This is a genomic window from Candidatus Nitrospira allomarina, assembly GCF_032050975.1.
GTDB lineage: Bacteria > Nitrospirota > Nitrospiria > Nitrospirales > UBA8639 > Nitrospira_E > Nitrospira_E allomarina.
This window is the reverse complement of sequence record NZ_CP116967.1, coordinates 4,255,451-4,279,581: the sequence shown is the minus strand read 5'-3', so window position 1 is coordinate 4,279,581 and position 24,131 is coordinate 4,255,451. Positions and strand designations below refer to the sequence as shown.

At 50.4% G+C, this 24,131-nt stretch carries 15 protein-coding genes, 1 pseudogene and 2 riboswitches; of the genes and pseudogenes, 6 read left to right on the top strand and 10 right to left on the bottom strand.

Annotated elements, in window-relative coordinates; translation table 11 throughout:
• Nucleotide 1: 1 nt before the first annotated feature.
• Nucleotides 2–2,113 carry a response regulator gene (locus PP769_RS18645; RefSeq protein WP_312643121.1) on the top strand — a complete coding sequence of 704 codons (2,112 nt, stop codon included), beginning with the start codon at nt 2–4 and terminating at the stop codon, nt 2,111–2,113.
• Between the two features lie 85 nt (nt 2,114–2,198).
• On the opposite strand, the gene PP769_RS19835 is transcribed toward PP769_RS18645, so the two are convergent.
• Nucleotides 2,199–2,333: a glutaminase gene (locus tag PP769_RS19835; RefSeq protein ID WP_376753457.1), complete on the bottom strand. Its 135-nt coding sequence runs from the start codon at nt 2,331–2,333 to the stop codon at nt 2,199–2,201.
• A 379-nt stretch (nt 2,334–2,712) separates the two neighbouring features.
• Entirely contained in the window at nt 2,713–3,132 is a 420-nt protein-coding gene (locus tag PP769_RS18640; protein WP_312643119.1) for a DUF5069 domain-containing protein, read from the bottom strand.
• 443 nt (nt 3,133–3,575) lie between these two features.
• On the opposite strand from PP769_RS18640, the gene PP769_RS18635 reads away from it, so the two are divergent.
• The gene (locus PP769_RS18635) at nt 3,576–3,716 is read left to right on the top strand and encodes a hypothetical protein (RefSeq protein WP_312643117.1); all 141 of its coding nucleotides are present in this window, start codon (nt 3,576–3,578) and stop codon (nt 3,714–3,716) included.
• 73 nt (nt 3,717–3,789) lie between these two features.
• Entirely contained in the window at nt 3,790–4,233 is a 444-nt protein-coding gene (locus PP769_RS18630) for a CBS domain-containing protein (RefSeq protein ID WP_312643115.1), read from the top strand.
• Between the two features lie 28 nt (nt 4,234–4,261).
• On the opposite strand, the gene PP769_RS18625 is transcribed toward PP769_RS18630, so the two are convergent.
• The 4 genes from PP769_RS18625 to PP769_RS18610 form a co-directional block, all read right to left on the bottom strand.
• On the bottom strand, nt 4,262–7,318 hold the full coding sequence (locus PP769_RS18625; protein ID WP_312643113.1) for a PAS domain S-box protein: 3,057 nt from the start codon (nt 7,316–7,318) through the stop codon (nt 4,262–4,264).
• A 15-nt stretch (nt 7,319–7,333) separates the two neighbouring features.
• A complete protein-coding gene (locus PP769_RS18620; RefSeq protein WP_312643111.1) occupies nt 7,334–7,795 on the bottom strand; it encodes a response regulator in 462 nt (153 codons plus the stop codon).
• Complete coding sequence (locus PP769_RS18615) at nt 7,782–9,362, bottom strand: sensor histidine kinase (RefSeq protein ID WP_312643108.1); 1,581 nt, start codon at nt 9,360–9,362, stop codon at nt 7,782–7,784. Before PP769_RS18615 ends, PP769_RS18620 begins: the two co-directional genes overlap by 14 nt.
• Nucleotides 9,363–10,349: 987 nt before the next feature.
• A complete protein-coding gene (locus tag PP769_RS18610) occupies nt 10,350–11,345 on the bottom strand; it encodes a DUF488 family protein, N3 subclade (RefSeq protein WP_312643106.1) in 996 nt (331 codons plus the stop codon).
• A 225-nt stretch (nt 11,346–11,570) separates the two neighbouring features.
• Here PP769_RS18610 and PP769_RS18605 point away from each other — a divergent pair, with 225 nt between their 5' ends.
• Nucleotides 11,571–12,083, top strand: a complete 513-nt coding sequence (locus PP769_RS18605) for a hypothetical protein (protein WP_312643104.1) — start codon at nt 11,571–11,573, stop codon at nt 12,081–12,083.
• 244 nt (nt 12,084–12,327) lie between these two features.
• Here PP769_RS18605 and PP769_RS18600 read toward each other — a convergent pair whose 3' ends face one another.
• From PP769_RS18600 to PP769_RS18585, 4 genes are all read right to left on the bottom strand, one after another.
• Entirely contained in the window at nt 12,328–12,693 is a 366-nt protein-coding gene (locus PP769_RS18600) for a cupin domain-containing protein (protein ID WP_312643102.1), read from the bottom strand.
• Between the two features lie 761 nt (nt 12,694–13,454).
• The gene (locus PP769_RS18595; protein ID WP_312643100.1) at nt 13,455–14,645 is read right to left on the bottom strand and encodes a fibronectin type III domain-containing protein; all 1,191 of its coding nucleotides are present in this window, start codon (nt 14,643–14,645) and stop codon (nt 13,455–13,457) included.
• Between the two features lie 67 nt (nt 14,646–14,712).
• Nucleotides 14,713–14,794: riboswitch (cyclic di-GMP riboswitch) on the bottom strand.
• Between the two features lie 829 nt (nt 14,795–15,623).
• Nucleotides 15,624–18,224 (bottom strand): Ig-like domain-containing protein, encoded by a 2,601-nt coding sequence (locus PP769_RS18590; RefSeq protein ID WP_312643098.1) that lies wholly within the window; start codon nt 18,222–18,224, stop codon nt 15,624–15,626.
• 67 nt (nt 18,225–18,291) lie between these two features.
• Nucleotides 18,292–18,373: riboswitch (cyclic di-GMP riboswitch) on the bottom strand.
• A gap of 573 nt (nt 18,374–18,946) precedes the next feature.
• Nucleotides 18,947–20,188: an FG-GAP-like repeat-containing protein gene (locus PP769_RS18585; protein ID WP_312643096.1), complete on the bottom strand. Its 1,242-nt coding sequence runs from the start codon at nt 20,186–20,188 to the stop codon at nt 18,947–18,949.
• A gap of 1,267 nt (nt 20,189–21,455) precedes the next feature.
• On the opposite strand from PP769_RS18585, the gene PP769_RS18580 reads away from it, so the two are divergent.
• Nucleotides 21,456–22,562: a saccharopine dehydrogenase family protein gene (locus PP769_RS18580; protein WP_312643094.1), complete on the top strand. Its 1,107-nt coding sequence runs from the start codon at nt 21,456–21,458 to the stop codon at nt 22,560–22,562.
• Between the two features lie 36 nt (nt 22,563–22,598).
• Nucleotides 22,599–24,120: pseudogene (gene amaB, locus PP769_RS18575) on the top strand (L-piperidine-6-carboxylate dehydrogenase).
• Nucleotides 24,121–24,131 lie beyond the last annotated feature (11 nt).

The window sequence follows — 24,131 nt, the reverse complement described above, 5'->3', positions numbered from 1 at the left end:
CATGGCTTCCAAACGTAAACTGTCTCTGGCCAAATACGTTCCTTCAAGTCGAGAGGAAATATTACAGCAACGGTTGAAGGAGGCGGAAGACACGCTCCAGGCAATCCGGGAAGGAGGGGTAGATGCCCTCATCGTCGAAACGGGGGAGGGGGATCAGGTTTTTACCCTCAAGAGCGCCGACTATCCGTATCGACTCATCATCGATAATATGATCCAAGGGGCGGTGATTTTTGATGATGCCGGGATTATTTTTTATGCGAATGCCACATTTGCCGGAATGGTCAATTACGCCCATCAGGAGTTGTTCGGCTATTCGCTTGACTCATTTATTGCTGAGGAAGATCGGGATTTTTTTCGAGCTCTGTCTTCTTCCCATTCCCACTCAGCCGGGGGAACGGGGTCAATTCGCTTGGTGCCCAAAGATCGACATGATCTTGCCGTCTATGTCGGACTTGTCTCCATTAAGATTGATAACCAGTATTTACATTGTGCGATTTTGACCGACCTGACGGAACAGAAGAAATACGATCGGGCCCTGGCGGAGGAAAGATTTTCCAGAATGATTCTGGAACAAACGGGGGAAGCGGTGGTCGTGTGTGAACCGTCCGGCCGAATTATTCGCAGTAGTCGTGCGACCGATAGACTCGTCCAGCAATCAACCCTTCATACCTGGTTTCATGAAAAATTCCAATTTAGGTCCTCTATCACCGGAATGCCTGCCTGCGGAAGTGAGCCATGGAATGAAGGGAGGAATGTGATCGAGGACGTGATTGGAGGCAGGACGCTCCATGGGTTGGAATTGACGTTGCAAGTTGCCAACAGGACCGTGCCGTTGCTCCTCAGTGGCCGACCTCTGCTGGATGAAGACGAGAATACAATCGGGGCCATCATTACGATGGTGGATATTACCGAGCAAAAAAAGGCTGAACAGGCATTGAAGCTTTTAAACGATTCCCTCGAACAACGTATCGGGGATCGCACGCGTGACTTGTTGAGTTATCAAAAACATCTCCGGGAGATGACGTCGGAGCTTGTCGTGACCGAACAACGGGAACGTCGACGTCTGGCCAATGAACTGCACGATTATCTTGCCCAATTAATCGTTGTCTGCCGCATGAAGCTTGCCCAACTGAATCGGGCAGGGTGGACTCCTGAATTGAAAACAAATATCGAGGACATCGATAAAATCCTGACGGATTCCCTTGAGTACACCAGGACTCTCATTGCGGAGCTCAGTCCTAGTATTTTGTATGAATTGGGGATTGTGCCTGCCCTGTTCTGGCTTGGAGGGCAATTTGAACGACATGATCTTCATGTGGATGTCCGGGAGGAAGATAAAGATATTTCACTGCCGGAAGATCATGCCATATTTGTATTTCAGGCGGTGCGGGAACTTCTCTTCAATATCCTGAAACATGCCGACACGAAACACGCCAGGATTGCACTTAAGAAAACAGCAACTCATGAACTGGAAGTGAAGGTGGAGGATGACGGAAGAGGGTTTCACCTCTCAAGCGAATCGCATGATCTTGCCAGGCCTGGAAAATTCGGACTCTTCAGTATCCGTGAGCGTGTCGAAGCCCTGGGGGGGGAAATTCAGATCGAGTCAAAACCGGGGGAGGGGACCTGCATCACACTTCATGTTCCTTATGATTCTTGCCCTCAATCAGAACTGTCTGATAGCCGGTCGGGTCCCGTACCCTTCATGGGATCTCAGTCTTCCATTACGACACGGGAAAAGGGAATTCGAATTCTTCTCGTCGACGATCATGCCCTTGTGAGACAAGGCATGCGGGGATTATTGGAGGTTCAACCTGATTTTCTGGTCGTGGGAGAGGCACAAAATGGTCTGGAAGCCATTGAAAGCACACGAACGCTTCGCCCGGATATTATTGTGATGGACGTCAATATGCCGAAGATGAATGGCATTGAGGCGACCCGAAGCATCTTACGAGAATTCCCCTCGATCCCTATTATCGGCCTGTCTGTCCAGGAAGATAAACACGTACAAGGACTCATGCTGGAAGCAGGAGCTACCTTGTATTTGACCAAAAATGGCATTGCCAGCCAACTTGTCGACGGCATTCGTCATCTGGTTCTCCGTTCCTCTTAGTCTCCTAAACGAATCGATTTCATCTGGCTGTACAAACTGCCACCATTACGAATCAGAAAATTGAAATTCCGATTTTGGTGGTACATCATTCGAGTGCGTATGGCCCTGCGAATGAATTGCCATTCTCGTTGAGGCCGGGAGACCATACGGCAACGGTTAACCGGTTTGAGATCTCCCCGACAATTCCCCCACCCTCGCCACCTTTTCCCGGCAATCCGATATGGAAGGCGTCCCGCGCCGTATCTTATGTCCTGCAGGTCAGCATAAGGCCGTTCCCTCTCTTGGTCTGACTCTAAGTGAGGACCTACTGTTTGGCCCAAAGACAATGCCCTCAAAAAAGAGAAACAATTTGAAATGCTTTGAGGCGAGAAGGGTTCTCATGCCTGTCCTCCCTGGGGCGTTTTTTTCGCCAAGGGTGTGGACAGCCATTCAAAAATTTTGAGGGGACCCCGATGCCAGTCGGGGGGATCTAGGTGCGACGGCTCGCCACGGCAGCGGTATCAGGATTTTGATGAACTTCATCCAAAATGGTGTGATCGTTCATGCAGGTGATCTATGAGTGTTGGGTGTGGTGTTATGACACCAGGCACGCAGCGGAATTACGGGGCTTCATCCTGTTCGATCATCTCAAAGAGACTGTTCACGGGGTTCCTGATGGATTTTGGATAGACAAACCATTTGATGAGATGGCGCACAAAGGAGACAGGGTAGCCTGGAGTGCCTAGCTTGGGGGCAAAGTCATTCCAACTCGATATAGCGGAGGAATTCACTCCGGGCTGCCCCAGAAACCACTGTTCCAGGTTTTGGTCCGTATGAGTTTCTATGACGGCGTTGCGAAATTGACGAAAAGACAGCCTGAAGTGTCGAAGGAAATAGCCGTCAATTCCAATCGGACTGCCCAAAGACAAGCGGTAGAGGAACGGAAAGCTCCCCTCTCGAGAGGCCCGCACTTTATCCGCCATACGGGCGAGCCAACAGCAACCCGCTAACGTCTCTTGTGGTCGACGAAGTTTCATCATGAGTTGAGTGAAAGGACCCGTACGAAATCTTACCTCATTTTCGTCGGAGAGGGATATTCTTGCGGACCGTGTCATGCGGAATTAAAAAAAATCAGCGGAATCCTGAAAAACATGCCAGAGGTTTTTCTCATGGTCCTGGTCGTTGCCTTTTTTTTCGGGAACATTTCCTCTTCCCTGTGCGCCTGTTTCCCAAAAATGAGGCGCTTTACTTTTATTCAAAAAAAGCGCATGGTAGAAAGATACCTAAAAAAAAATTGAGGTCGTCATGGGGTAAATCGTTCTTTTTGCACCCTATCGAAAGTGATCAATACGAAGGCCTTCCGGGGATGCATATGTCCGGAAGGCCTTCGTGTTTTCATGATACGGAAAACATGAACATTCTTAAGGATGAACATGAAATTCTCTGAATAAAGGGTCGTCGAGGATCGGAAGGAGGTGAGACCATGCGAAAAGAGTTTCCAGGCTGGATGATGGTGAAGCTGTGGTTATTCAGCCCCCGTTTGGCAGCTTGGGGGGAAGGAATGGTTGAAGGTCTTATTTTTAGCCTCATAGCCTTGGGAATGTGGAGAGTGGTGTTGGATTGAAAAATCTGTGGTGCCGGGTTGTCCGTTCAACACAGACGCTCACACGAGTTCCCTGTCGAAGGAGGGGTGGATTATGCGACGCGTTGATTACATTGTGGGTTCCCGTGACTTTAAGGGACTGATTGCCGAGCAATTCATGCAAGATGCCGTGTATGCCTATCATCCTGAGGATTCAGCAGAATCACTGGCGCAGACCATGACCGAGGAGGGTTTTGGCAGTGTGCCGATTGTCGACCGTGACCAGCACTTGCTTGGGATTGTCAGCGAGTTCGATCTTCTCCATGCGATTAAGGAGGAGCGGTCTTTGGCAGGTGTCCCGGCGAGGGACTTAATGACTCCTGCCCCGGTGACAGTAAGACGGGAGACGCCGGCTATCGAGATTATTGATCGACTGGAAGGGAAACATCTGATCCGCATGCCGGTGGTCGATGAGGAGGGAAAACTCCTCGGCGTCGTCGCAAGACGGGATATCCTTCTCGGGTATCTGAACGCGACACGACAGACAAAAGTGTTTTAGAAGTGAAGCCTGAGGTTATAAGTTATACCTAAGGAATTTCGGGCTTGGAATGTGACAGGATGTGGGTCAGCGTTTGGCTCAATTGATCCAATAAGATGGGCTTATAGAGGAATGCCGTAATCCCCTGTTCCAAAGAATTTTCCTGGTCAATCGTATGACTGAACCCCGTACAAAGGATGATTGGCATATTGGGGCGTACTTTGAGGATTTCTCGAGACAATTGGTCTCCTCCAAGTCTAGGCATTGTTTGATCCGTGATGAGGCAGTCGAATCCGTGGGGTTTCATGCGAAACTCTTCAAGGGCCTCCAAGGGATTCGTCCGGACTGTGACGGTATAGCCCAGATGCTCTAGAAATTCTTTCATGACTTCGGTAATGGATATTTCATCATCCACAATTAGCACGTGTCCACTTCCGTTACTGATGTTGGAAGGCTTTGAATGAAGGGAGGAGTCGGTGGGTACCTGGTACTCGGGGATGGCGATGAAAAAAGTGGTTCCATCCTTTGCTGAAGATTTTACCGAAATGTGTCCTCGGAGATTTTCTACGATGCCATGTACCACGGACAATCCCATTCCGGTTCCTTCTCCCACGGGTTTGGTGGTGAAAAACGGGTCGAAAATTTTGGAGAGGATTTGGTCGGGAATCCCAGGACCGGAATCACTGACAACGATCTGCACATACCTTCCGGGAATCAGCGTCGGTGGGAATTGGAAGTCGCCTTTTTCAATGATGATGGCATGAAGGTCGATGGTCAGGGTTCCGCCATGGGGGCGAAGGGCATGTTCCGCATTCGAACAGAGGTTCATGATGATTCGATGAATTTGAACGGGATCGGCAAACACCATATTCATGTTGTGATGAATACCAAAATGCAACTCAATGTTTGAGGGAAAGGTGGCCCGGAGAAGAGCAAGAGATTCTTCGATAACCGGGCCCAGATCCACTGGGCGAGGATGGTGTTCGGTTTGCCGGCTGAAGGTGAGGATTTGCTGGATGAGATCCCGTCCACGTTTCCCCGCGATTCCGATTTGCTCAAAATATTTGTATGCGGGATCGCCTTGGGGATGTTTCCATGTTCCCATTTCTGCCCATCCGAGAATCGCCATCAGGATATTATTGAAATCGTGCGCGATTCCTCCTGCCAGAGTTCCGATGGATTCCATTTTTTGTGTCTGTCTCACATGCTGTTCCAGACGTTTTTGCTCGGTGAGATCTCTCCATATGGCGGTCACGCCTGAAATCGTTCCGTCCGACTCGACATAGGGATTCAGCCTTACCTCCATGAAACGCACGTTTTCTTCAGGAAAGGTCAGATCCTGATGAAAGCAGACGACCCGCCCTTTCCGACAGTCATCTAAATGGCTTTGGAGTTGAGATTCAAATAGTTCCGTTCCCACAAAATCCCGAATGTGACGACCGGTGATTTCCCGCGCAGGAAGATTGAAATATTCACAAAATCCATGATTCACGGCCTGCAGGCAATTCTTCTCATCTAAAAAGCAGAGAAAGTCGGAACTGGTTGACACAATTTGTTCATACCGACGGAGCGCTTTGGTTGCGTGATACCGCTGGGTGATATCCCGCGCAACGGCATAGATGGATTTTTCCTGAAGCTGGGGAGTGGCACGCCATTCCAGCCAGAGGTAATTGCCACGGATATCACGGATGCGGTTCTGGAAATCCACCACATCTTTCTCTTCAGCGAGTTGATGGAATGCTGCCTGGGTGGATAGCCGGTCATCCGGATGAGTGAAAAAGATTAATGGTTGGGATAGCAGTTCTTCCTGGGTGTATCCAAGAAGTTTTTCGAAGGCAGGATTGGTTTTTTTCAGATACCCGTCAATGCCGATGCTGCACATGAGATCCAGGGATAGGGAAAAAATATGATCCCGTTGGATTTCCGCCTTGAACTGGCCGGTGACATCGATCGATACACCTCCCAGTATTGGTGGACGGTCATGTTGGAGAATAGGAAATTTGCAGGTTAAATACTGATGGAGGCCGTCAGGGAGTGGAATGTCCTCGATGATTTCCAGGGATTGACCATGAGAGAGCACCCAGTCATCATCGTATTGGAGCTTTGCCGCCGTGTCGGGAGGTAAGACGTCGTGAACGGTTTTGCCTATCCAGTTTTTGAGATTAATATTGAACACCTGTTCAAATTCCGGATTCAGATATGTCAAACGATACTGTTCGTCTTTCATATAGGCCAAACCCGGAAGATGGGCCATGAACTGTGCAAAGCGTTCCTCGCTGGCCTGAAGAGCTTCTGACATCGTGGTGCGGTCGGTAATATCTTCAGCCAGCCTGGTGATCCGATACGGATGTCCCCCTTGATTGTGATTGATGAGGCCGCGTTCATGGATCCAGCGTGTCGACCCGTCTGATTTCACGATTCGATAAATTTCGTTATATTCTCCGCTGATATTCAGCTTCAAATAGGCGTTCCTGATTCGGTCCTGATCGTCGGGATGAAGGGCTTCAAGCCAGTCCAACGGGTTTTGAGCGAGTTGAAGAGCCGGGCGCCCCCAAATCCTTTCATAGGTCGGGCTGACATACAATAACCTTCTTGGTTCTTGAAAGTCGGTCAGCCAAAAAATCCCCTGATAGTGCTCCATGAATTGGTGAAACCGTTCCTGGGCTTCTTTGAGTGACAATTCCAGCAACTCATTTTTAATTTTCAAGCGATGATGTTGGATGACTTCCGTCACGAGCGCCGGCAATAAATTCAAGTAGTCGCTTTCGGACGCCTTAACCAAATAGTCATTCACTCCGGCTTTGAAGGCCTCAATGGCAATTTGTTCGGATCCATTCCCTGTTAAGAGAATAAATGGAGATAGGCATTTCATCTGCCGCAGGGTGCGAAACAGTGTGAGGCCGTCCATGCCTGGGAGTTTGAAGTCGGCGATGATGACGTCAAATTTGGAAGGAGAATGTTCCAGATGGCGAATGGCTTCCTCCGCACTTTCACATTCAAGAAGGGTGTGAACGTCCTGCTTCAGGGAGCGGCGGATCGCGATTCGCTCATGGGAATTGTCTTCGATGAGAAGAGCTGATAATCCGGAATCCTGCACTGGGGACATGGGCTACCCGTTCGTTTAGGCTGTTAATGGCTTGGCATAGGGTTCCACGCAACTCCAGAAGGTCCGTAGGGATTTCAAGAGATTGGCGAAGTTGGCGTACCCGACCGGTTTTTTGAGGAACGCCGTGCACCCGTATTCATATCCTTTGTTCCGGTCGGTCTCGAGGGTTGAATTCGTGAGAATGATGACAGGTAAAAATCGGAACTGATCGTTCGCCCGTATCGTTTTGAGAACCTGATGGCCATCCAGCTTTGGGAGTTTGAGGTCCAGGAGTATGAGGTCAGGATCAGGAAAGATGTTCGATTCCAGGTACTTCCCTTGATGAAACAGGTATTCCAGACATTCTTCCCCATCCGACACGATATGCAGATGATTCCCAAAGCCGAATTGTTCCCACGCACGTTTGGTGGCCAGGACATCGTGGGGATTATCTTCCGCCATTAAAATGGTTAAATTCCTGCTTTCATGCATCATCATAATTTTCTCCAATCGGTACCGTAAATGAAAAAATGCTGCCTTTGCCCAATTCGGACTTCACGCGGATTTCTCCGCCAAGCCTGCTCACCGCATTTTTGACAATAGCCAAGCCGATGCCGGTTCCCTCATATTCCCTGTTCGTATGCAATCGTTCAAAAACCTGGAAAATTTTATCCTGATAGTGTTCAGAGATTCCAATGCCATTGTCCTTGACGGTGAAGGTGATCATGCCATGAGGTTCCTGTTTCCAATTCATGTTCAGAACTTTTGGGGAGGAGTGGTTGAATTTAACTCCATTGGCCAGGAGGTTCTGGAAAATCTGTTTCAGTAGATGTTCATGGCCAAGGACTCTTGGCCATTCAGCTGGTTGATGAATTTCCACGTTTTTGTCGAAATTCAGCAGGAAAAGCGTTTTGGCAATGATGTTTCCGACATGACAGACCTGCGGAATAGAATCCTTGATATTTAACCGGGAGAGTTCAAGGAGATCGGAGACGAGCTCTTCCGCTTCGCATACGGCGGTGGTAATGCCGTTCAAATATTCGGTTTGTTCGGAGGAAACCGTTGTGGACAAGTCTTCCAGCAGAAAATCCGCATAATTATGAATTGCTCTCAGGGGTGTTCGTAAATCGTGTGAAACGGCATAGTTATAGGCCTCCAGTTCCTGATTCTGGTTGGCTAGTTGTTGATTGAGGCGTTTGAGCTCGGCTTCGTGTTGTTTTCTGGCTGAAATGTCCACGATTGAACTGAGGACCATGAACCCGTCCGGTGTGTTGATGGGGTTGAGTCCGATTTCTACGGGGAACTCAGTCCCGTCTTTGCGGCGGGCAAATAGGTCCCGTCCGGCGCCCATGGCCCGGCTACTTGGATGATGGAAAAAGTCAGCCCGATGTTGGAAATGTTCCTTCTGATATCGTTGCGGGACGAGCATATCGATAGAGTGATCCACTAATTCATGTTGTGCGTACCCAAAGAGGGTTTCGATTAATTTATTGGCAAAGATGACCTTGCCGAGATGATCCACAATCAACATCCCGCTCGGGAAGGCATCAACCAGCACACGAAGCCGACGTTCCTTGTCTTCCAAATCATTTTTGGTCAGTTTCAAATCCTCGAGGAGAACAGACATTGTTTGGTTTTGCTCTTTGAGTTCCTTCGTCTGCAAGCCATATTTGACCTCGAGATCTTCTTTGACCGTCTGGAGTGCCTGTCGGGAAGAGATATTTTTCAAGGTCATATATCCAGTTACCAAAACACAAAGAGTCGATAGGGAGCGATTAATAACGGCTGTTTCATATCCAAGCCTTGAAATAGAGCCCCAATACCCGAGAATAATTAAAAACATTGCGCCGATTATCGCGATTCTTGTAGTCCAGAGATGGTTGAGGGGGAAGGTGGCCACGACAACCAGAATGTACAGACTACCCATTCCGACCCCTAGCGGGGTCAAGCAATCCGCCACGAAGATCCCCAATGCCAGTCCCACAATGAGAGCCTTCTGAAGATGTGGCTGTGGCATTCCGGCTGTGACGGTGGGAATCCCCATGGTTAGAGATTTGAATGACATGTTATTGACTCGCTTTTTCCATTGGTCCATACAATGAATGAGTCATAACAGGAAGACCGGGAGGATTCGATGCACGGGGGAATTTGATTTCAGGGGATGGCGCTATCCGGACTGCCGGAGCTGGATCTGATGGCAGCCTGAACCCTCCGAACATCATCACTGGAGGTAGTCTATGGCGCAGAAATTGGACGAAACGGTTCATGCTCGGCGCACCACATGGCCATAATGTGGAGTCCTCACGCAGGACTCGTTTTGGTCAAAAGATGAATACCAACATCCTTCGACCTTTGGTTAATGATGACTTAAGGAACTGACGAATGCGCACCTGAGAAAAATGATTGTTCTATCAAGCCGATTTTTGAGAAGAATGTTGAATTTGCCGGTACATTGGCAAACCTTCGATCATGATGCTCCCTTCCATAAGCAATAGGATCGAACTTATGACATCTCTCGACATGATAAAAATAAGGCAGGATGAATGGGAATGAAGAATATTTTAAATAATGCGAAATAGTAACGATTTTTTTTATTATTCGCAAGGAACATGCATTCAATCTAAGGAGGTACACTTGCTAAAAGTTTTCTTGGAATCCCGTACATTCGATCTCCTTCCGAAATCGGTAGGGACGTAATTCCGAAGGGTGCATTTGGAAGTCCAACTCCACTGGTCCGTCTGGCCTCTTCCAATAATCATCTAATACCAAAAGGTCTGATTGTTTTTGCGGCGCCATTTCGTGACGAGAAGGGCGAGTGGCGGTGGGGCAGGGATTGAACCCATAATGGTTTACTAATATGTAAACGAAGGCCGTATTGGACCGGAGACGCGTATCTCCGACGTGGTGCCCCATGTCATTGCCACGGATTTGACTTGTTGGTTCGAGATGTTGGCTAAACCGGCCACACAGGCGATTCCGCAACCTGTGAGATCCTCCTGAAGAACCGCTTTCATGTGGTTTGGTCCAAAAGCCATGGAAGGATACAGGCCTCTCATTTACAATGACGGGAGAGATAGGCTTTCAGGGCGACAGCATTATTGTATTTCTCGTTCTTGGCCCCAAAAAGAATCGTCACCGGACTATATCGGGCTCGTTGCCAGAGATCCTCAACGGCCTTGATGTTCTGATCAAGCTCGGTGAAATATCGTGTCTGAAATTCGTGCCAGCGGACCGGGTCATGCCGGAACCAGCTACGCAGTCTTGTTGACGGGGCAAGATCTTTTTGCCACAGATTAACGTGAGCCGCCTCTTTTGAAAGTCCACGTGGCCACAGCCGATCAATGAGAATCCGACATCCGTCATCTGGGGCAGGGGCGTCGTATACTCGTTTGATCCTGATGGTTGAGAGGGCTGCTGTTCGGGAACGGCCCGTTCCTTGAAAAGGGGCCTGCGCGGGATGGTTTGAGGGATGTCGAAAGCAATCCGTGGTATGATCATTGACCAATCCGGCCGCCTGCATGTGTGCGTAGATCACGGTACTCCCCACAAATCTAAATCCACGTTTCTTGAGATCTTTTGAAAGAGCATCGCTTTCGGGCGTCGTGGCCGGGACTTGAGACATGGTGTTCCAATTATTCAGCTTGGGTGCCCCCCCGACAAAATCCCATATATAGTGATCGAAGGTGCCGAACTCCTTCTGCACCTTCAGAAAGGCTTGGGCATTGGTAATGGCGGATTCAATCTTAAGGCGATTTCGGATGATCCCGGTATCTTGAAGCAGTGCCGCCCTTTTTCTGTTATCAAATCTGGCCACTTTCGAGGGATCGAATCCGGCAAACGCCCGGCGGTAGCCTTCCCGGCGTAACAGGATCGTCGACCAGGACAACCCCGCCTGCGCACCTTCCAATGTCAGCATTTCAAAATGACGGTGGTCTGTGTGGACAGGGATCCCCCATTCTTCATCATGATAGGAAATGAAGTAGGGCTTTGTTCCCACCCATCCACAACGGATAGGTTCTTGAGCCTGCAAGCGTGGGGTGCGTCCCATGGAAAAATTCTTGCCTTTTCGGAAGACAGGTGCGTCTGAATCTTCTCTATTAGCTAGAAGATGAAAGAAATGTGAGCATGTGGTGTATGGGCAAGGCTACGAATTTCTGCCCATCCTGTCAACGATATGAGGGATCACATGGATTATGACTGAGCGGTTGTCCGTTTGTCGGATTTTGGAATGCCATGATACAGTATCTTTGTACCTTCACAGAGGAGGGAAATCATGCATTCATGGATTTTACAACGACTGACCAGGTCTATTCGATCAAGAAAGTTGGGCTTATCCGTCTGCATGTGGGGAATCGGGTTGTGGGTATTGATGAATGGTTCGGACGTCATCGCTCAAGCACCCAATGTTCCCTGGGAATGCTCCGAATACACTGGTGAGGCTCAAACCCGATGTATGCATGTGTTGCTGGAGCTTCAACAAAATCACATTACTAAGTTAGAAGCACAACTCAATGCCCAGGAGAGGACTGTGCAAGACCTCAAAAAGAAGGTGGACCGTCAGGAATCGTTCGCCTCTCGTGACGCTCGGGTTTATAAACCAGCCCCGCGATACTCACGGTCTCCTTATGTTCCCCCCTATGCCTACGCGCCATTGCGGCCATTCGGAATCTATCTTCAGCCTCCCTGGACCGCTTCACAATATTATGGATTTGGTTCGGGATATTGGGGACAGCCAGGCCTGTCATTTAATTTCCGATATGGCAGAGGCCATAGGCATAAACATTAATCGGTCTCGACTTTTCCGTTTTGTGTCTAGGGCTTGTGTTATTTCAGAGGGGGTGGGTTTTCGATCAATCTCTTATTCACCAAACTGTCCCTTCTGCACATGGCGAGTGGTGGCACTTCCCAATCCACATTATGGAGTAACGCGTCCCATTTTGCTCTTGCAACATTGGATTTGGGATTATCCAGTCCCTCTTCTTCTGATGCGTCGACTCAATGAAACCGAGCCGGTGTGAATCGGCAAAGATTCACGAGGGATCGCGATGCACGGTCTCCGGGGAAAAGGCCTGGGTACACACCGCGATATACTCAGCTCCCTCAGGGCCAGGGGTGCTGTATCGGACCCATTCATTGCGATAGGCGATGACCGCCTGACCGGCATTCACCTCAATCACCCCTTCTTTGGTTTCCACCCGTAATTGACCGGACAGGACGAGCGTATATTCATCGAATTCCGGTGTCTGGCCGGGCTCTTCCCATCCGGAAGGACTTTGCATTCGCGCTATGCTGATCTGGTCTGTGCCGCTATTGACCCGTCCGATAAATTCATCGATGAGTTTGGGTTTATTCCCTGCAGGTTTAATTCTTGTGGGTTGCTCGATCAGTTTAGCCATACTGTTTGATTGACCTCCTGTTCGTGAATTGAAGGGCGCATGGACCGGGGACCTTCCTCCGTCTAAAATTTTTCCCAGGTTTAATGGCCTGTCATTGGCCTCATTTTTGTTGCACGCTTGAGTGGTTGATATCGTACTTCCCATAAATTTGCCATATGTCCAACGAAACTTCTGTACCCTGGACGAACCAATACAATGATAGGCCGCCCCGGATGGAGAAAACAATGTGAAGTCGTTGGATTTCTATATCAAAAGATGAATTCGCAAAATCACTAACTACCCAATATTTCATCACAAGAAAAACTTTTGAAGTCATTTTACAGGTCAAAACCAAACAGTCCTGGCAGCAAGGAAAAGGGCGGGGTCGCACTTGGAATCGACTATTGTAGACAATTGAAATCTGTCTTTGGATGGAAGGAATTTGTTGGAGTAGGTGTGCCGCGTGGGGGCGCGGCACGAATGAAAATACTAATGGGTGGTTGCCGGATTTTTTCTTAAGGGGGGAAGTAATTTTCCGTGCTATATTCGTGTGCGGTGGCCGTTTGGATGTCCTAACTGTTATTACCCGCCATCTGTGCAGGGACATTCGGTTCTTGACCCCGATTGAAGTCCTTTCTGATATTCCGGACCGGACACCTCATTTTTGAATTTCCCGAAATGCCCATCCGCGACGGCCTACAGTTTTGTTTCTTGACACCCCTAATTTCTCGGATAATTTTTACTCATGCCCGCCATCCAGGGAATGGTGAAGGGTGTGAGAGTCATCTCGTTCGTCTTTGTCTTTTAACATTTCGAGAGTCTTTGCCAGGACCTGCCTGAGAACCCTTCGTGAAATGGGCCTGAACGGTTCTGTTTCCCGTGAGTGTTAATGAACATGTTGCAGTCCCGGTACAGCTGCCGGACCATCCTGAAAATGTCCAACCATTTCTTGGGTTAGGGGTCAAGGTCACGACAGTTTGATTTGGGTAGTTGGTTGAGCAACTTCGTCGTGGGCAATTAATTCCGTCAGGAGTCGAAAGGACGGATCCACTACCGCTGACGAACACTTCCAGTTGGGCCATTACCTGGGGAGTAGTGAACTGCAGGGGGGCCGACCATGCGGATACATTGCCGTTGGCATCCCGAGCCCTCACGGTATAGAAATAGGAAATACCCGGACTGATGGTTTTATCCACAAAGCCAGTGGTGGTGGGTTGCCCGATGACTACATTATTCCGAGCCACATCATATCCCGTCACGCCGACATTATCAGTTGAAGCTGTCCATGAAAAGGCCACTTGGGTGCCTGATGTTGAAGTCAACGTGAGGTTTTGGGGTACCGACGGCGAGATCATATCTTGTGGTGGGACGAGTGGGACCGATACGGAAAGTGGACTTGACGATGCGGATACATTCCCGCCGGCATCCCGGGCTTTGACGGTATAGAGGTAAGTCATGCCCGGACTAATCGTTTTATCCACAAAGGCATTGGTGGTAGATTGCCCGATGGTCACATTGTTCCGGGCCACATCATATCCGGTTACGCCGACATTGTCGGTTGAAGCTGTCCATGAAAAGGCCACTTGGGTGCCTGATGTTGAAGTCAACGTGAGATTTCCAGGGGTTGTCGGTGTAATGATATCGGGAATTTTCACACTCACTTCTTCCGAGGGTAGACTTTCGTTGTTTGTCTGATCATATGCCGTGACTGTAAAATAATAGGTCATTCCCTGCGACAAGTTCTGAAAAACAAAGGAAGGGTTGAGTCCGATATTTTTTGTGGTGTTATAGGACCCCTGGGATGTTCCCATGTACACATTGTATCCCTTTAAATCCGGTTCCGGACTTGCGTCCCAGGTTAGTTGGACCGAAGATGCTGAGAAGGCCGGGCTGCTGAATAATCCGATGAACAGGAATGCAAGGCCTGCAACAGTTCTGGTGGCGAAATTCCAGGGGATCATAGGGCGGACCATAGTCGACTCCTTGTGGTATTCGGACCGAAGTCCTCATCCTCTCCTCCCCCTGCGAATGACGCCTTCCCTCGGTGGCCGGACGATCAGGCTTGGGGACCTGACTCCTGGTTTTGCGACCCTACTTCACAATAGGTGTGCCGTTTCGGGAAGAGGATTTCATGAATTGGCGGACTTTCTTTTGCCGTCTGTTGCTCTGGTTTGTACCCTAGACCTCCAAACGGTCTGCCGAACTATATCGGACCTGTAAAGAAAAACTTTAGGGGTAGCAGCGATAGGGAAGTACAAAAAACTTTTGAGAGAAAAATCTTTAAACCAACTGGAGGAAATTGTGTTTGATGCAAAAATATGAAGCTCTGTGAATGAAGGTGCGATCTCCAGAAGAAAATTGCCTTTTTTTTTCTTTCGGCTGCTAGAGAAATGTTGGATCCCCCAGGGAGAGAATTTCTCCTTCATACCTTCTGGTGGCAATCAGGTATCTCTATTGGCAAAGGAGGAAATACACTCGCACCAATGTTTGCATCCGGGCATCCTATCAAAGGAAAAGGCAGGCCTAGGTGATCGCTCTCTGCTAAATACCGGAATGAGTGCTACGGTTGAGGGAGGATGGATTCCCAATTTTCCATGTCGTGTTTCAAAGAGTAGAAAAAACTTCCGATATCCTCGAATTGGCCGCGTTTGACCTTCAAGGTAGGATAAGAAATCAGCAAAATTCGAGGTAGTCGGGGCAAGGGAGAGAATTTGTGAAGAATGGGCGGGAGGTTTTTTCAGATAAGGTGGGGGTAAGCCTGCTTGGTGTTTGTGAGAGGGTCTAACCTGCTGGTTTGTCCGTACGGCAGTTGCCTTCCGGTTATGATTGACCCGTCGTCTGAGGTTAAGGTCTCGCCTCGTCCTCCCGTGTGGTAATTTTTCAGACGTCCCTTCTTCAGGTTAGGTCCGGGGCCTTATGTCGTTACCATTCTTGTGTTTGTAATATTAGTGCTACTGAATTTCCCAGTCTGTGGAAGTGGCTCCGGGAAAGCCCGTGGATGTGATGGTCAAACCGTTCATCAGCCAAACCGCCACTCCTCCATTGCTGCGATTGCGCCAGATAATATCGGCTTTTCCGTCACCATTCACATCGTTTGCTCCCGACATCTGCCATGTCCGCGACACTGTCCCAGGAAAGCCGGAAGCGGCTATCGCCGTTCCATTCATGAGCCATATGGCGGTATTGCCGTCTGTAGCGTTGCGCCAGACGAGGTCAGCTTTGCCATCGCCATTGGCATCTCCAAGGGCTTGAATTTCCCAAACTGTCGGGGCGCTCCCTGGAAAGCCGGTGGACGTGATGGTCAAGCCGTTCATTAGCCAGATGGCCACTGTGCTGCTGGTGTCATGACGCCAAATGACATCGGCTTTCCCATCCCCATTCACATCGCCCACGCCCGCGATCTGCCACCCTAACGATACACCCGCCGGAAAACCTGTGGAAACAATCGCCGTTCCATTCATGAGCCATATGGCGGTGTGGCCATCAGTGGTGTTGCGCCAGAGGAGGTCGGCTTTGCCGTCACCGTCCATATCCTCGATGGCTTGGATATCCCAACTCGTGGCGACAGCGCCGAGAAAGCCTGTGGAAGTGATGGTCAAGCCGTCCATCAGCCAGATAACTACTGCGCCGCTGATGCTATTGCGCCAGACAAGGTCTGCCTTGGTGTCCCCATTTAGATCGCCCACTCCACTCATCGTCCAGTCCATGGGTAACTGGCCCAGGAGGCCCGAGGTCGCGATGCTTGTTCCATTGAGCAGCCATCCGGCCACCTCGCCGGTTTTTGTGTTTCGCCAAATCAGGTCGGCTTTGCCGTCCCCATTCAGATCGTGATTTTGGGGTGAGGTTGGGGGCGTGCTGGAATTACTCACGGTGACTGTGCGGGGGGCAGCGGTGGTCGTATTGCCCGCAGCATCGCGGGCGATGGCCGAGAGGGTATACGGGCCATTCGGCATGGTGGTGGTATCCCAGCTGATGCTGTAGGGACTGCTTATATCCTCGGGGCCGAGGTTGGCACCCTGGATGCGGAATTGGACGCCCGTGATGCCGACATTATCATTGGCGCTGGCCGTGACGGTCACCGTGCCGGAGACGCTGCTTGTGCTGGGGGCGGACAGGGTGACCGTCGGGGGCGTGGTATCCGGAGGCGGGGTGGTTGAATTGCTCACCGTGACCACAATTGATCCTGAGGTTTTCGTATTGCCCGCGGCATCGCGGGCACTGGCCGAGAGGGTATACGCGCCATTGGTCACGGTGGTGGTATCCCAGCTGATGCTGTAGGGACTGCTTATATCCTCGGGGCCGAGGTTGGCGCCCTGGAGGCGGAATTGGACGCCCACGACGCCGACATTATCGCTGGCACTGGCCGTGACGGTCACCGTGCCGGAGACGGTGCCCGCGCTGGGGGCGGTCAGCGTGATCGTGGGGGCAGTGGTGTCATCAGGAGTACCGCTCTCTGATTTCACGATGACAGAATACATGCTCAATCCATCACCGGCATTGCCCCCGAGGGTAATAGTGCCGGCCGGGAAGGACCGCACAAATAGGCGGAGGGTCGTATCCGACGTCCCTAGACTCGTGCCGGTGTCTGTAAAAGTGCTCAGCCACGAGGGTTTCGGGGTGATGCGTACGTCATGGGCGACCGACACGGAGACGGGTTGATTGACGGTAAAGCTGAGGAAAGCGCTCGTGGTCGCAGCTTTGTCATCATTCGCAGTTCGGACATATGCCGCTCCCTGCAGGCCGGCGGGAATGGTCGTAAAGGTAAAGGCGCGGTCGATATACACCCTGCCCCCGGGTTGGAGTCCGGAGGTGGGCACGACATAGGTTTGCCCACTGGCGACGGCCAGGTTTGAAATGCTGAATGCTGAGGGTGGGGGCGGCGTACTGTTACTGCTCACTGTGACCACAATTGATCCTGAGGTTTTCGTATTGCCCGCGGCATCGCGGGCGATGGCCGTGAGGGTGTACGTGCCATTGGCCACGGTGGCGGTATTCCAGCTCGTGCTGTAGGGACTACTCGTATCTTCGGAGCCGAGGTTGGCGCCCTGGAGGCGGAATTGCACCCCCACGATGCCGACGTTATCACTGGCGGTGGCGCTGACCATGACCATGCCGGAGACGGTGCCCGCGCTGGGGGCGGTCAGGGTGACCGTCGGGGCGGTGGTGTCAGCTGGCGGCGGGGATGGTGGCGGCGGCGAGCTTGGGGGGAAAGTAATTGGTACTTCTGTCGTAGGGGCACTTTCATTTCCGGCTGTATCAAAGGCTGTCGCTATAAATCCATAGGTTGTCCCTCCATTGAGTCCGGCGACGGTTGTTGAGGGGGAGGATGGATTACCAGGCATTCCTGAAAATATAGGTTGTCCAAAATCTTGAGAAGGTAAGGTCCGTTTGTAAATTTTATATCCTGCTAAATCCGATTCGGTATTTGCGTCCCAGGTTACCTGGATGGAGGAAGCCGAATAGGCGGGGCTAACAAGCAAAACGAAGAGGAGCAGGGGCAGGACTGCCGTATGTGTGATTTTGAAACCCAAGGGGGTGGTTGGTCGGATCATACTCTACTCCTTGTCGTATGTGGACCGAAGTCCTCATCTTCTCCTCCCCCTGCAAATGATGTCTTCCTTCGGTAGCCGGACGGTCAGGCGTGGTGACCTGACTCCGGGCTTTGCGACCCTACTTCACAGTAGGTGTGCCGTTTCGGGAAGAAGATTTTATGAATTGGTCAAATTTTTTTAATCCTCTGTCTCCTTATTATGTCCTTTATACCCCCAAACGGTCTGCCGAACATTTCGGAGAAGTAAGGGAAAACTTTAGAGACAAAAATATTAAAGGTTGGAAAAACTATGCAGAGGAACTTCGGAGAAAATAAAAAAAACGATCAGAAGGATTATGGAAGAAGAAAAGAAAATTACACGTGCCTAGCAAAGGAAGAGAGCAAGGGCCCGCTAATCCGTGAATTTCCTGGAGACCAATGTCCGAGCCAACAGCGGGAAGGTACAACTGGCTGAACGGCCGAATCACGATAATCATGATTATGCAGGATGGAGGAGCGATGGGAATCTCTCATGGAGCTTGAAATCATTGGGTGCCAAGGAAGGGAGAGATTGATGGATGTTGTGTATGCGGAAAAGATGAGGGAGGCGAGAGAATTCTTCCAGATTGGGGTGAGATTTATTTGGCCTAGGTAAGCCGGGGAGAAAATTTGTTTGAATGGGATTGTTGATGTTGGCCCATGAGGCCATTCAGGGGAGTGGTCTAGGGATTTTTTTTGTTCCGCTTACTGGATTTCCCAGTCCGGAGAAGCAGCACCGGGAAAGTTCGTGAAGGCTATGGTGGCGCCGTTCATCAGCCATACCGCTACGGCTCCATCACTGTTGTTGCGCCAAATGACGTCTGTTTTGCCATCCCCATTCACATCTTCTGCTCCTGCTATCTGCCATGTCGTCTGCACAGTGGCTGGGAATCCTGAGGAGGCAATTGCCGATCCATTCATGAGCCAAATGGCGGTATTGCCATCAAGAGTATTCCGCCAGACGAGGTCGGCTTTGCCATCGCCGTTGAGATCCCCGCTGGCTTGAATATCCCAAGCCGTCGGTGCACTACCAGGGAAACTCGTGGAGGTGATGGTGTCGCCATTCATCAACCACACAGCCACCGCACCGTTCGTGTCATTGCGCCAAATAATATCGGCCTTCCCGTCCCCATTCACATCGCCCATTGCAGCAATCTGCCACCCTAACGAGACACCACCCGGAAAACCAGCGGAACCAATTGTGCTTTCATTCATGAGCCAAATGGCGGTATTGCCATCAAGGATGTTGCGCCAGACGAGATCGGCTTTGCCGTCGCCGTTGAGATCCCCAACGGCCTGAATATCCCAAGCCGTCGGCGCGCTGCCGAGAAAGCTTGTGGACATGATGGTCAAGCCATTTATCAACCAGATGGCCACGGCGCCGCTCGTGTCATTGCGCCAAATGAGATCGGCCTTCCCGTCCCCATTCACATCGCCCGTTCCCCTCAAAGCCCATTCGGTGGGTAATTGGCCCAGAATGCCGGAGGCTGTGCCGCTGGAGCCACTGAGCAGCCACAGGACTACCTCTCCGGTTTTCGTGTTTCGAAAGACCAGGTCGGCCTTTCCATCCCCATTCATGTCCTGATTCTTATGAGGATTCGGGTTTGTGTTTTGTGTGGGAAGGGCAATAGCCACTTCCTCTGCCGGTACACTGATGTTTCCCGATTGATCATAGGCTGTGACCGTAAAATAGTAGGTGAGTCCATCCGGGAGGTTTTGGAAAACATATGATGGGTTGAGTCCTGCATTTTTCGTAATGTGGTAAGACCTTTGCGATGTTCCCATATATACATAATATCCCATCAGGTCAGATTCCGGACTCCCGGTCCAGGCAAGTTGGATGGAAGAAGCAGAGAAGGCGGGGCTAGTGATTATTCCATGTAGAAAAAAAACGAGGGTAGCTGTAATTCTGGCTGCAAAACTCAGGGAGGTTATTTGTGGGGTCATACCCTGTTCCTTGTGGTATTCGGATTGAAATCCAAATCCTTTTCATAGGTATTACCCCCTCCTTAGGGTAGCTGGACGAGATCAAATTTGCATACCTAACTATTAGCTTTGTGATCCAATGCGACTGTAGGTATGCAGGTCGGAAAAATTTTTATGAAATAATAGATTTTCCCAGTGAATGGTGTCCTGTATTTTCCTTTAATCATCCATCTAAATCGGCTGCGTTATCTTTTGAAAAAGTTAAGCGAGATTTGTTGGGCAATTTTCCGTTCAAAAGCTAGTAGATCAATAAAGTGGTAAATTTTAGAGCAAGATGTCATACAGAGGATATAGGGTAAAACATGTAGTTATGCTCCAATAAATAATAAATTTCATGCTGATCATCCCAAAGTTTGAGTAGAGAAAAGACTGTGGAACGACCTTCTCAGGATAACCTTCTGGCAGTCGTCCGAGGATCTATTGGACACCATTGTGGTCTTCCCACCTCACTTAAATAGCCGTGGCACATGACACAAATTGATGAGAAACGGGGACAGCCGGTTGAAGAGGGAGCTTTTCGATTTGTGAGGCATCGTCGGAAAATCGTGGATTGTCCTCCAGGTACCCTTTTGTCTGAATCGAAGTAGGAATGTTTACATTCCAGACGTCCTCAGTCGAAAACTCTGAATCGTTTTGGAACCTGCAAAGCAAAAGAAGGTTCCCCACGCTATAACCCAGGAGCCACCCTCCCAGCATTCTTTTGTTTTCATTTTCATGTCCTTCGCTTCTTCCAATTTTTATAATAGTCCGTTCAAAAAAATAAACTGGGAAGGGTGGGGGGGAAATGTTTCGAGGTCCGATGGGAATATTCAACCGTTCGGCCATGGGATAGGCCGAATTCCTCCACACTCGTTCAAGGTATTCCCTTCGGTAGAAAAATGGGTTGAGGGTAAGACCTATTTCAAAAGCATTCATTCCATAATCAACGCCTTGTTGTCGGCTGCATGGGAAATGAGGGGTTCGTGAAAAAACAATACGGGTAGAAATAGTCGCACCATACGATGAAAGTAGAAAGCATCCGGCTGTGTTTTTTCTGTTTGAAATGTGATGGCACTATCTTGGTTTGTGTTAGGTGTCAATGTCATATTGGGAAAACCACCTGTTCCAGTTTTTCCATGAATCACAGACTATGGAAACAAAAAAATTTTAATCAGCCTCAGGCCCCTACCATGACTGCCAAAAAGGAGTAAAATAGATAAAAAAGGGAAGATTTAAGAAAGGGATGTCTATGGGTAAAATATGTATTCTTGGTGGGGGCAAAATCGGATCGCTGATTGCGACATTGCTGGTGGAGTGTGAAGACTACGAAGTGGTGCTGGGGGATGTCGATCCGGAAGTGGTTGCCAGGCTGAAGGGGGAAATTGCCCATGACCATTTTCAGGTATCATCTGTCGATGTCCAGGATACCACGGCCCTGGGTCGTTTTATCGATTCTGTCGGGCCGGAAGGAATTATTTCCTGTCTCCCGTATTTTTGCAACCAGGCGGTCGGAGAGCAAGCTCGCGCGTGTGGGGCGCATTATTTTGATTTAACCGAAGATGTGGAAGTTACAAGGAAGATTCGTGAGGTAAGTGAGGGCGCGTCTTCGGCATTTGTGCCGCAATGCGGGTTGGCGCCGGGATTTATCAGCATTGTGGCGCATGAACTCATGACACGGTTTGATTCTGTGGATATCGTGAAAATGCGGGTTGGAGCGTTACCGGTGAATCCCAGCAATGTGTTGAAATATTCGCTGACGTGGTCGACGGATGGCTTGATTAATGAATACGGCAACACGTGCTATGGGATTGAGAATAGCCGGGAAGTGCCGTTGCTGCCTCTCGAAGGATACGAAACCATTGCCATTGATGGCCTGCTATACGAGGCCTTTAATACTTCGGGTGGCCTGGGGACATTGGCGGATACGTATGCGGGCAAGGTCCGGACAATGAATTATAAGACCCTGCGCTATCCCGGCCATTGTGAAAAAATTTATCTGTTGATGAATGACCTCAAACTGAATGATGACCGGGAGACCTTAAAGCGTATTTTGGAAAAGGCCGTGCCGAAGACCTTGCAGGATGTGGTCTTAATTTATACGTCGGTGACGGGTCTTCGAAAAGGCGAGCTGTATGAAGAAAATTTTGTGCAGAAAATTTATCCACAGACGATTGCCGAAAGATTGTGGTCTGCGATTCAGGTGACGACGGCAGCCGGGATGTGCAGTGTGGTGGACCTTGTCTTTGAGCGTCCCGGTCAGTATCGGGGGTTTGTGACGCAAGAGACGTTTGATCTGCCCTCAATCCTGGCTAACCGGTTCGGACGGTATTTTCAACCGGATGATTCGTGTTCGTGATGCGCCTATGGTGTGTCAAAGGAAATGGAGCGCGTGATGGATGTCTTCCATGAATTGGGGTTAAAAGCGGTGAATGCCGGCGCGTGTGCCGGCCAGGGGCGTTGGATGTCGACGACCACCGAGGGTCTGCTGGATTCGGTGAACCCCGCGACGGGACAGGTTCTGGCCCAAGTGAACCGGTGCTCCGGGGCGGATTACGACGCCCTCATTCAGGAATCTCAACGGGCATATCGGGAGTGGCGGCAAGTTCCCGCTCCGAAGCGCGGAGAGGTGGTGCGGTTGATCGGTGACGCCCTGCGCGCAAAAAAAGATGCGTTGGGTTCCCTGGTGTCGATGGAAGTAGGAAAGATTAAGGCTGAGGGTGACGGGGAAGTGCAGGAGATGATCGATATGGCAGATTTTGCGGTAGGGCAATCCCGCATGCTGTATGGTTTGTCGATGCACTCCGAACGGCCACAACACCGGATGTATGAACAGTGGCATCCACTCGGCGTGGTGGGAGTGATCACGGCCTTTAATTTTCCCGTTGCCGTATGGGCGTGGAATGCCTTCCTGGCCGCCATCGCCGGCGATACAGTGGTGTGGAAACCTTCCCCCAAGGCCGCCCTCTGTGCTTTAGCCGTTCAGCATATCTGTAACCAGGTGATGGAGGAACAGGGTGCTCCGGGGATTTTTTCCGTGTTCATTACCGACCAGCTTGAATTGGCGCAGAGGATGGTGGCTGATGAACGCTTGCCATTGATTTCGTTTACGGGTTCTGTGCCCGTGGGTAAAAAAATTGCGAAAGTCGTGGGCCAACGATTGGGGCGTAGCCTGTTGGAGCTTAGCGGGAACAATGCCGTGATTGTCGATGAGACGGCTGACTTGGATCTGGCCATACCTGCCATTGTCTTTGGGGCGGTGGGCACTGCCGGGCAACGATGCACGACCACCCGCCGGTTGTTTGTGCAGGAGACACGGTATAAGGAGGTCGTGGAACGTCTGCTTCTGGCCTATCAGCAGGTCCGGGTGGGTAATCCGTTGAATGAAGGGGTGTTGATGGGGCCGCTGATCGATGAGCGGGCTCTGGAAGAATTTCGTATTGCTCTTGAGGAAGTGGTGCAGGATGGTGGACAGATTCTTTATGGCGGGGGTGTGATCGAGGGGCCCGGGTTTTATGTCGAGCCGACGATCGTACGTGCTGAGAATCAGTGGAAGGTGGTGCAGCGGGAGACGTTTGCGCCGATTTTGTATGTCATGCCGTATGCCACATTGGACGACGCGATTACACTCCAAAATCAAGTGCCACAAGGGTTGTCGTCTTCATTGTTTACCCTACATGTGCGGCATGCCGAACAATTCCTATCGGGGCAGGGGAGCGACTGTGGGATTGCGAATGTGAATATCGGCACCTCGGGGGCGGAGATTGGAGGCGCCTTTTGGTGGAGAGAAAGAAACGGGTGGGGGGCGAGAGGCCGGTTCTGATGCCTGGAAAGCGTATATGCGTCGGCAAACTAATACGATTAATTGGGGGACGGAACTCCCGCTGGCGCAAGGAATCACATTTTCGGTGGACTAACCAGGGAGGAG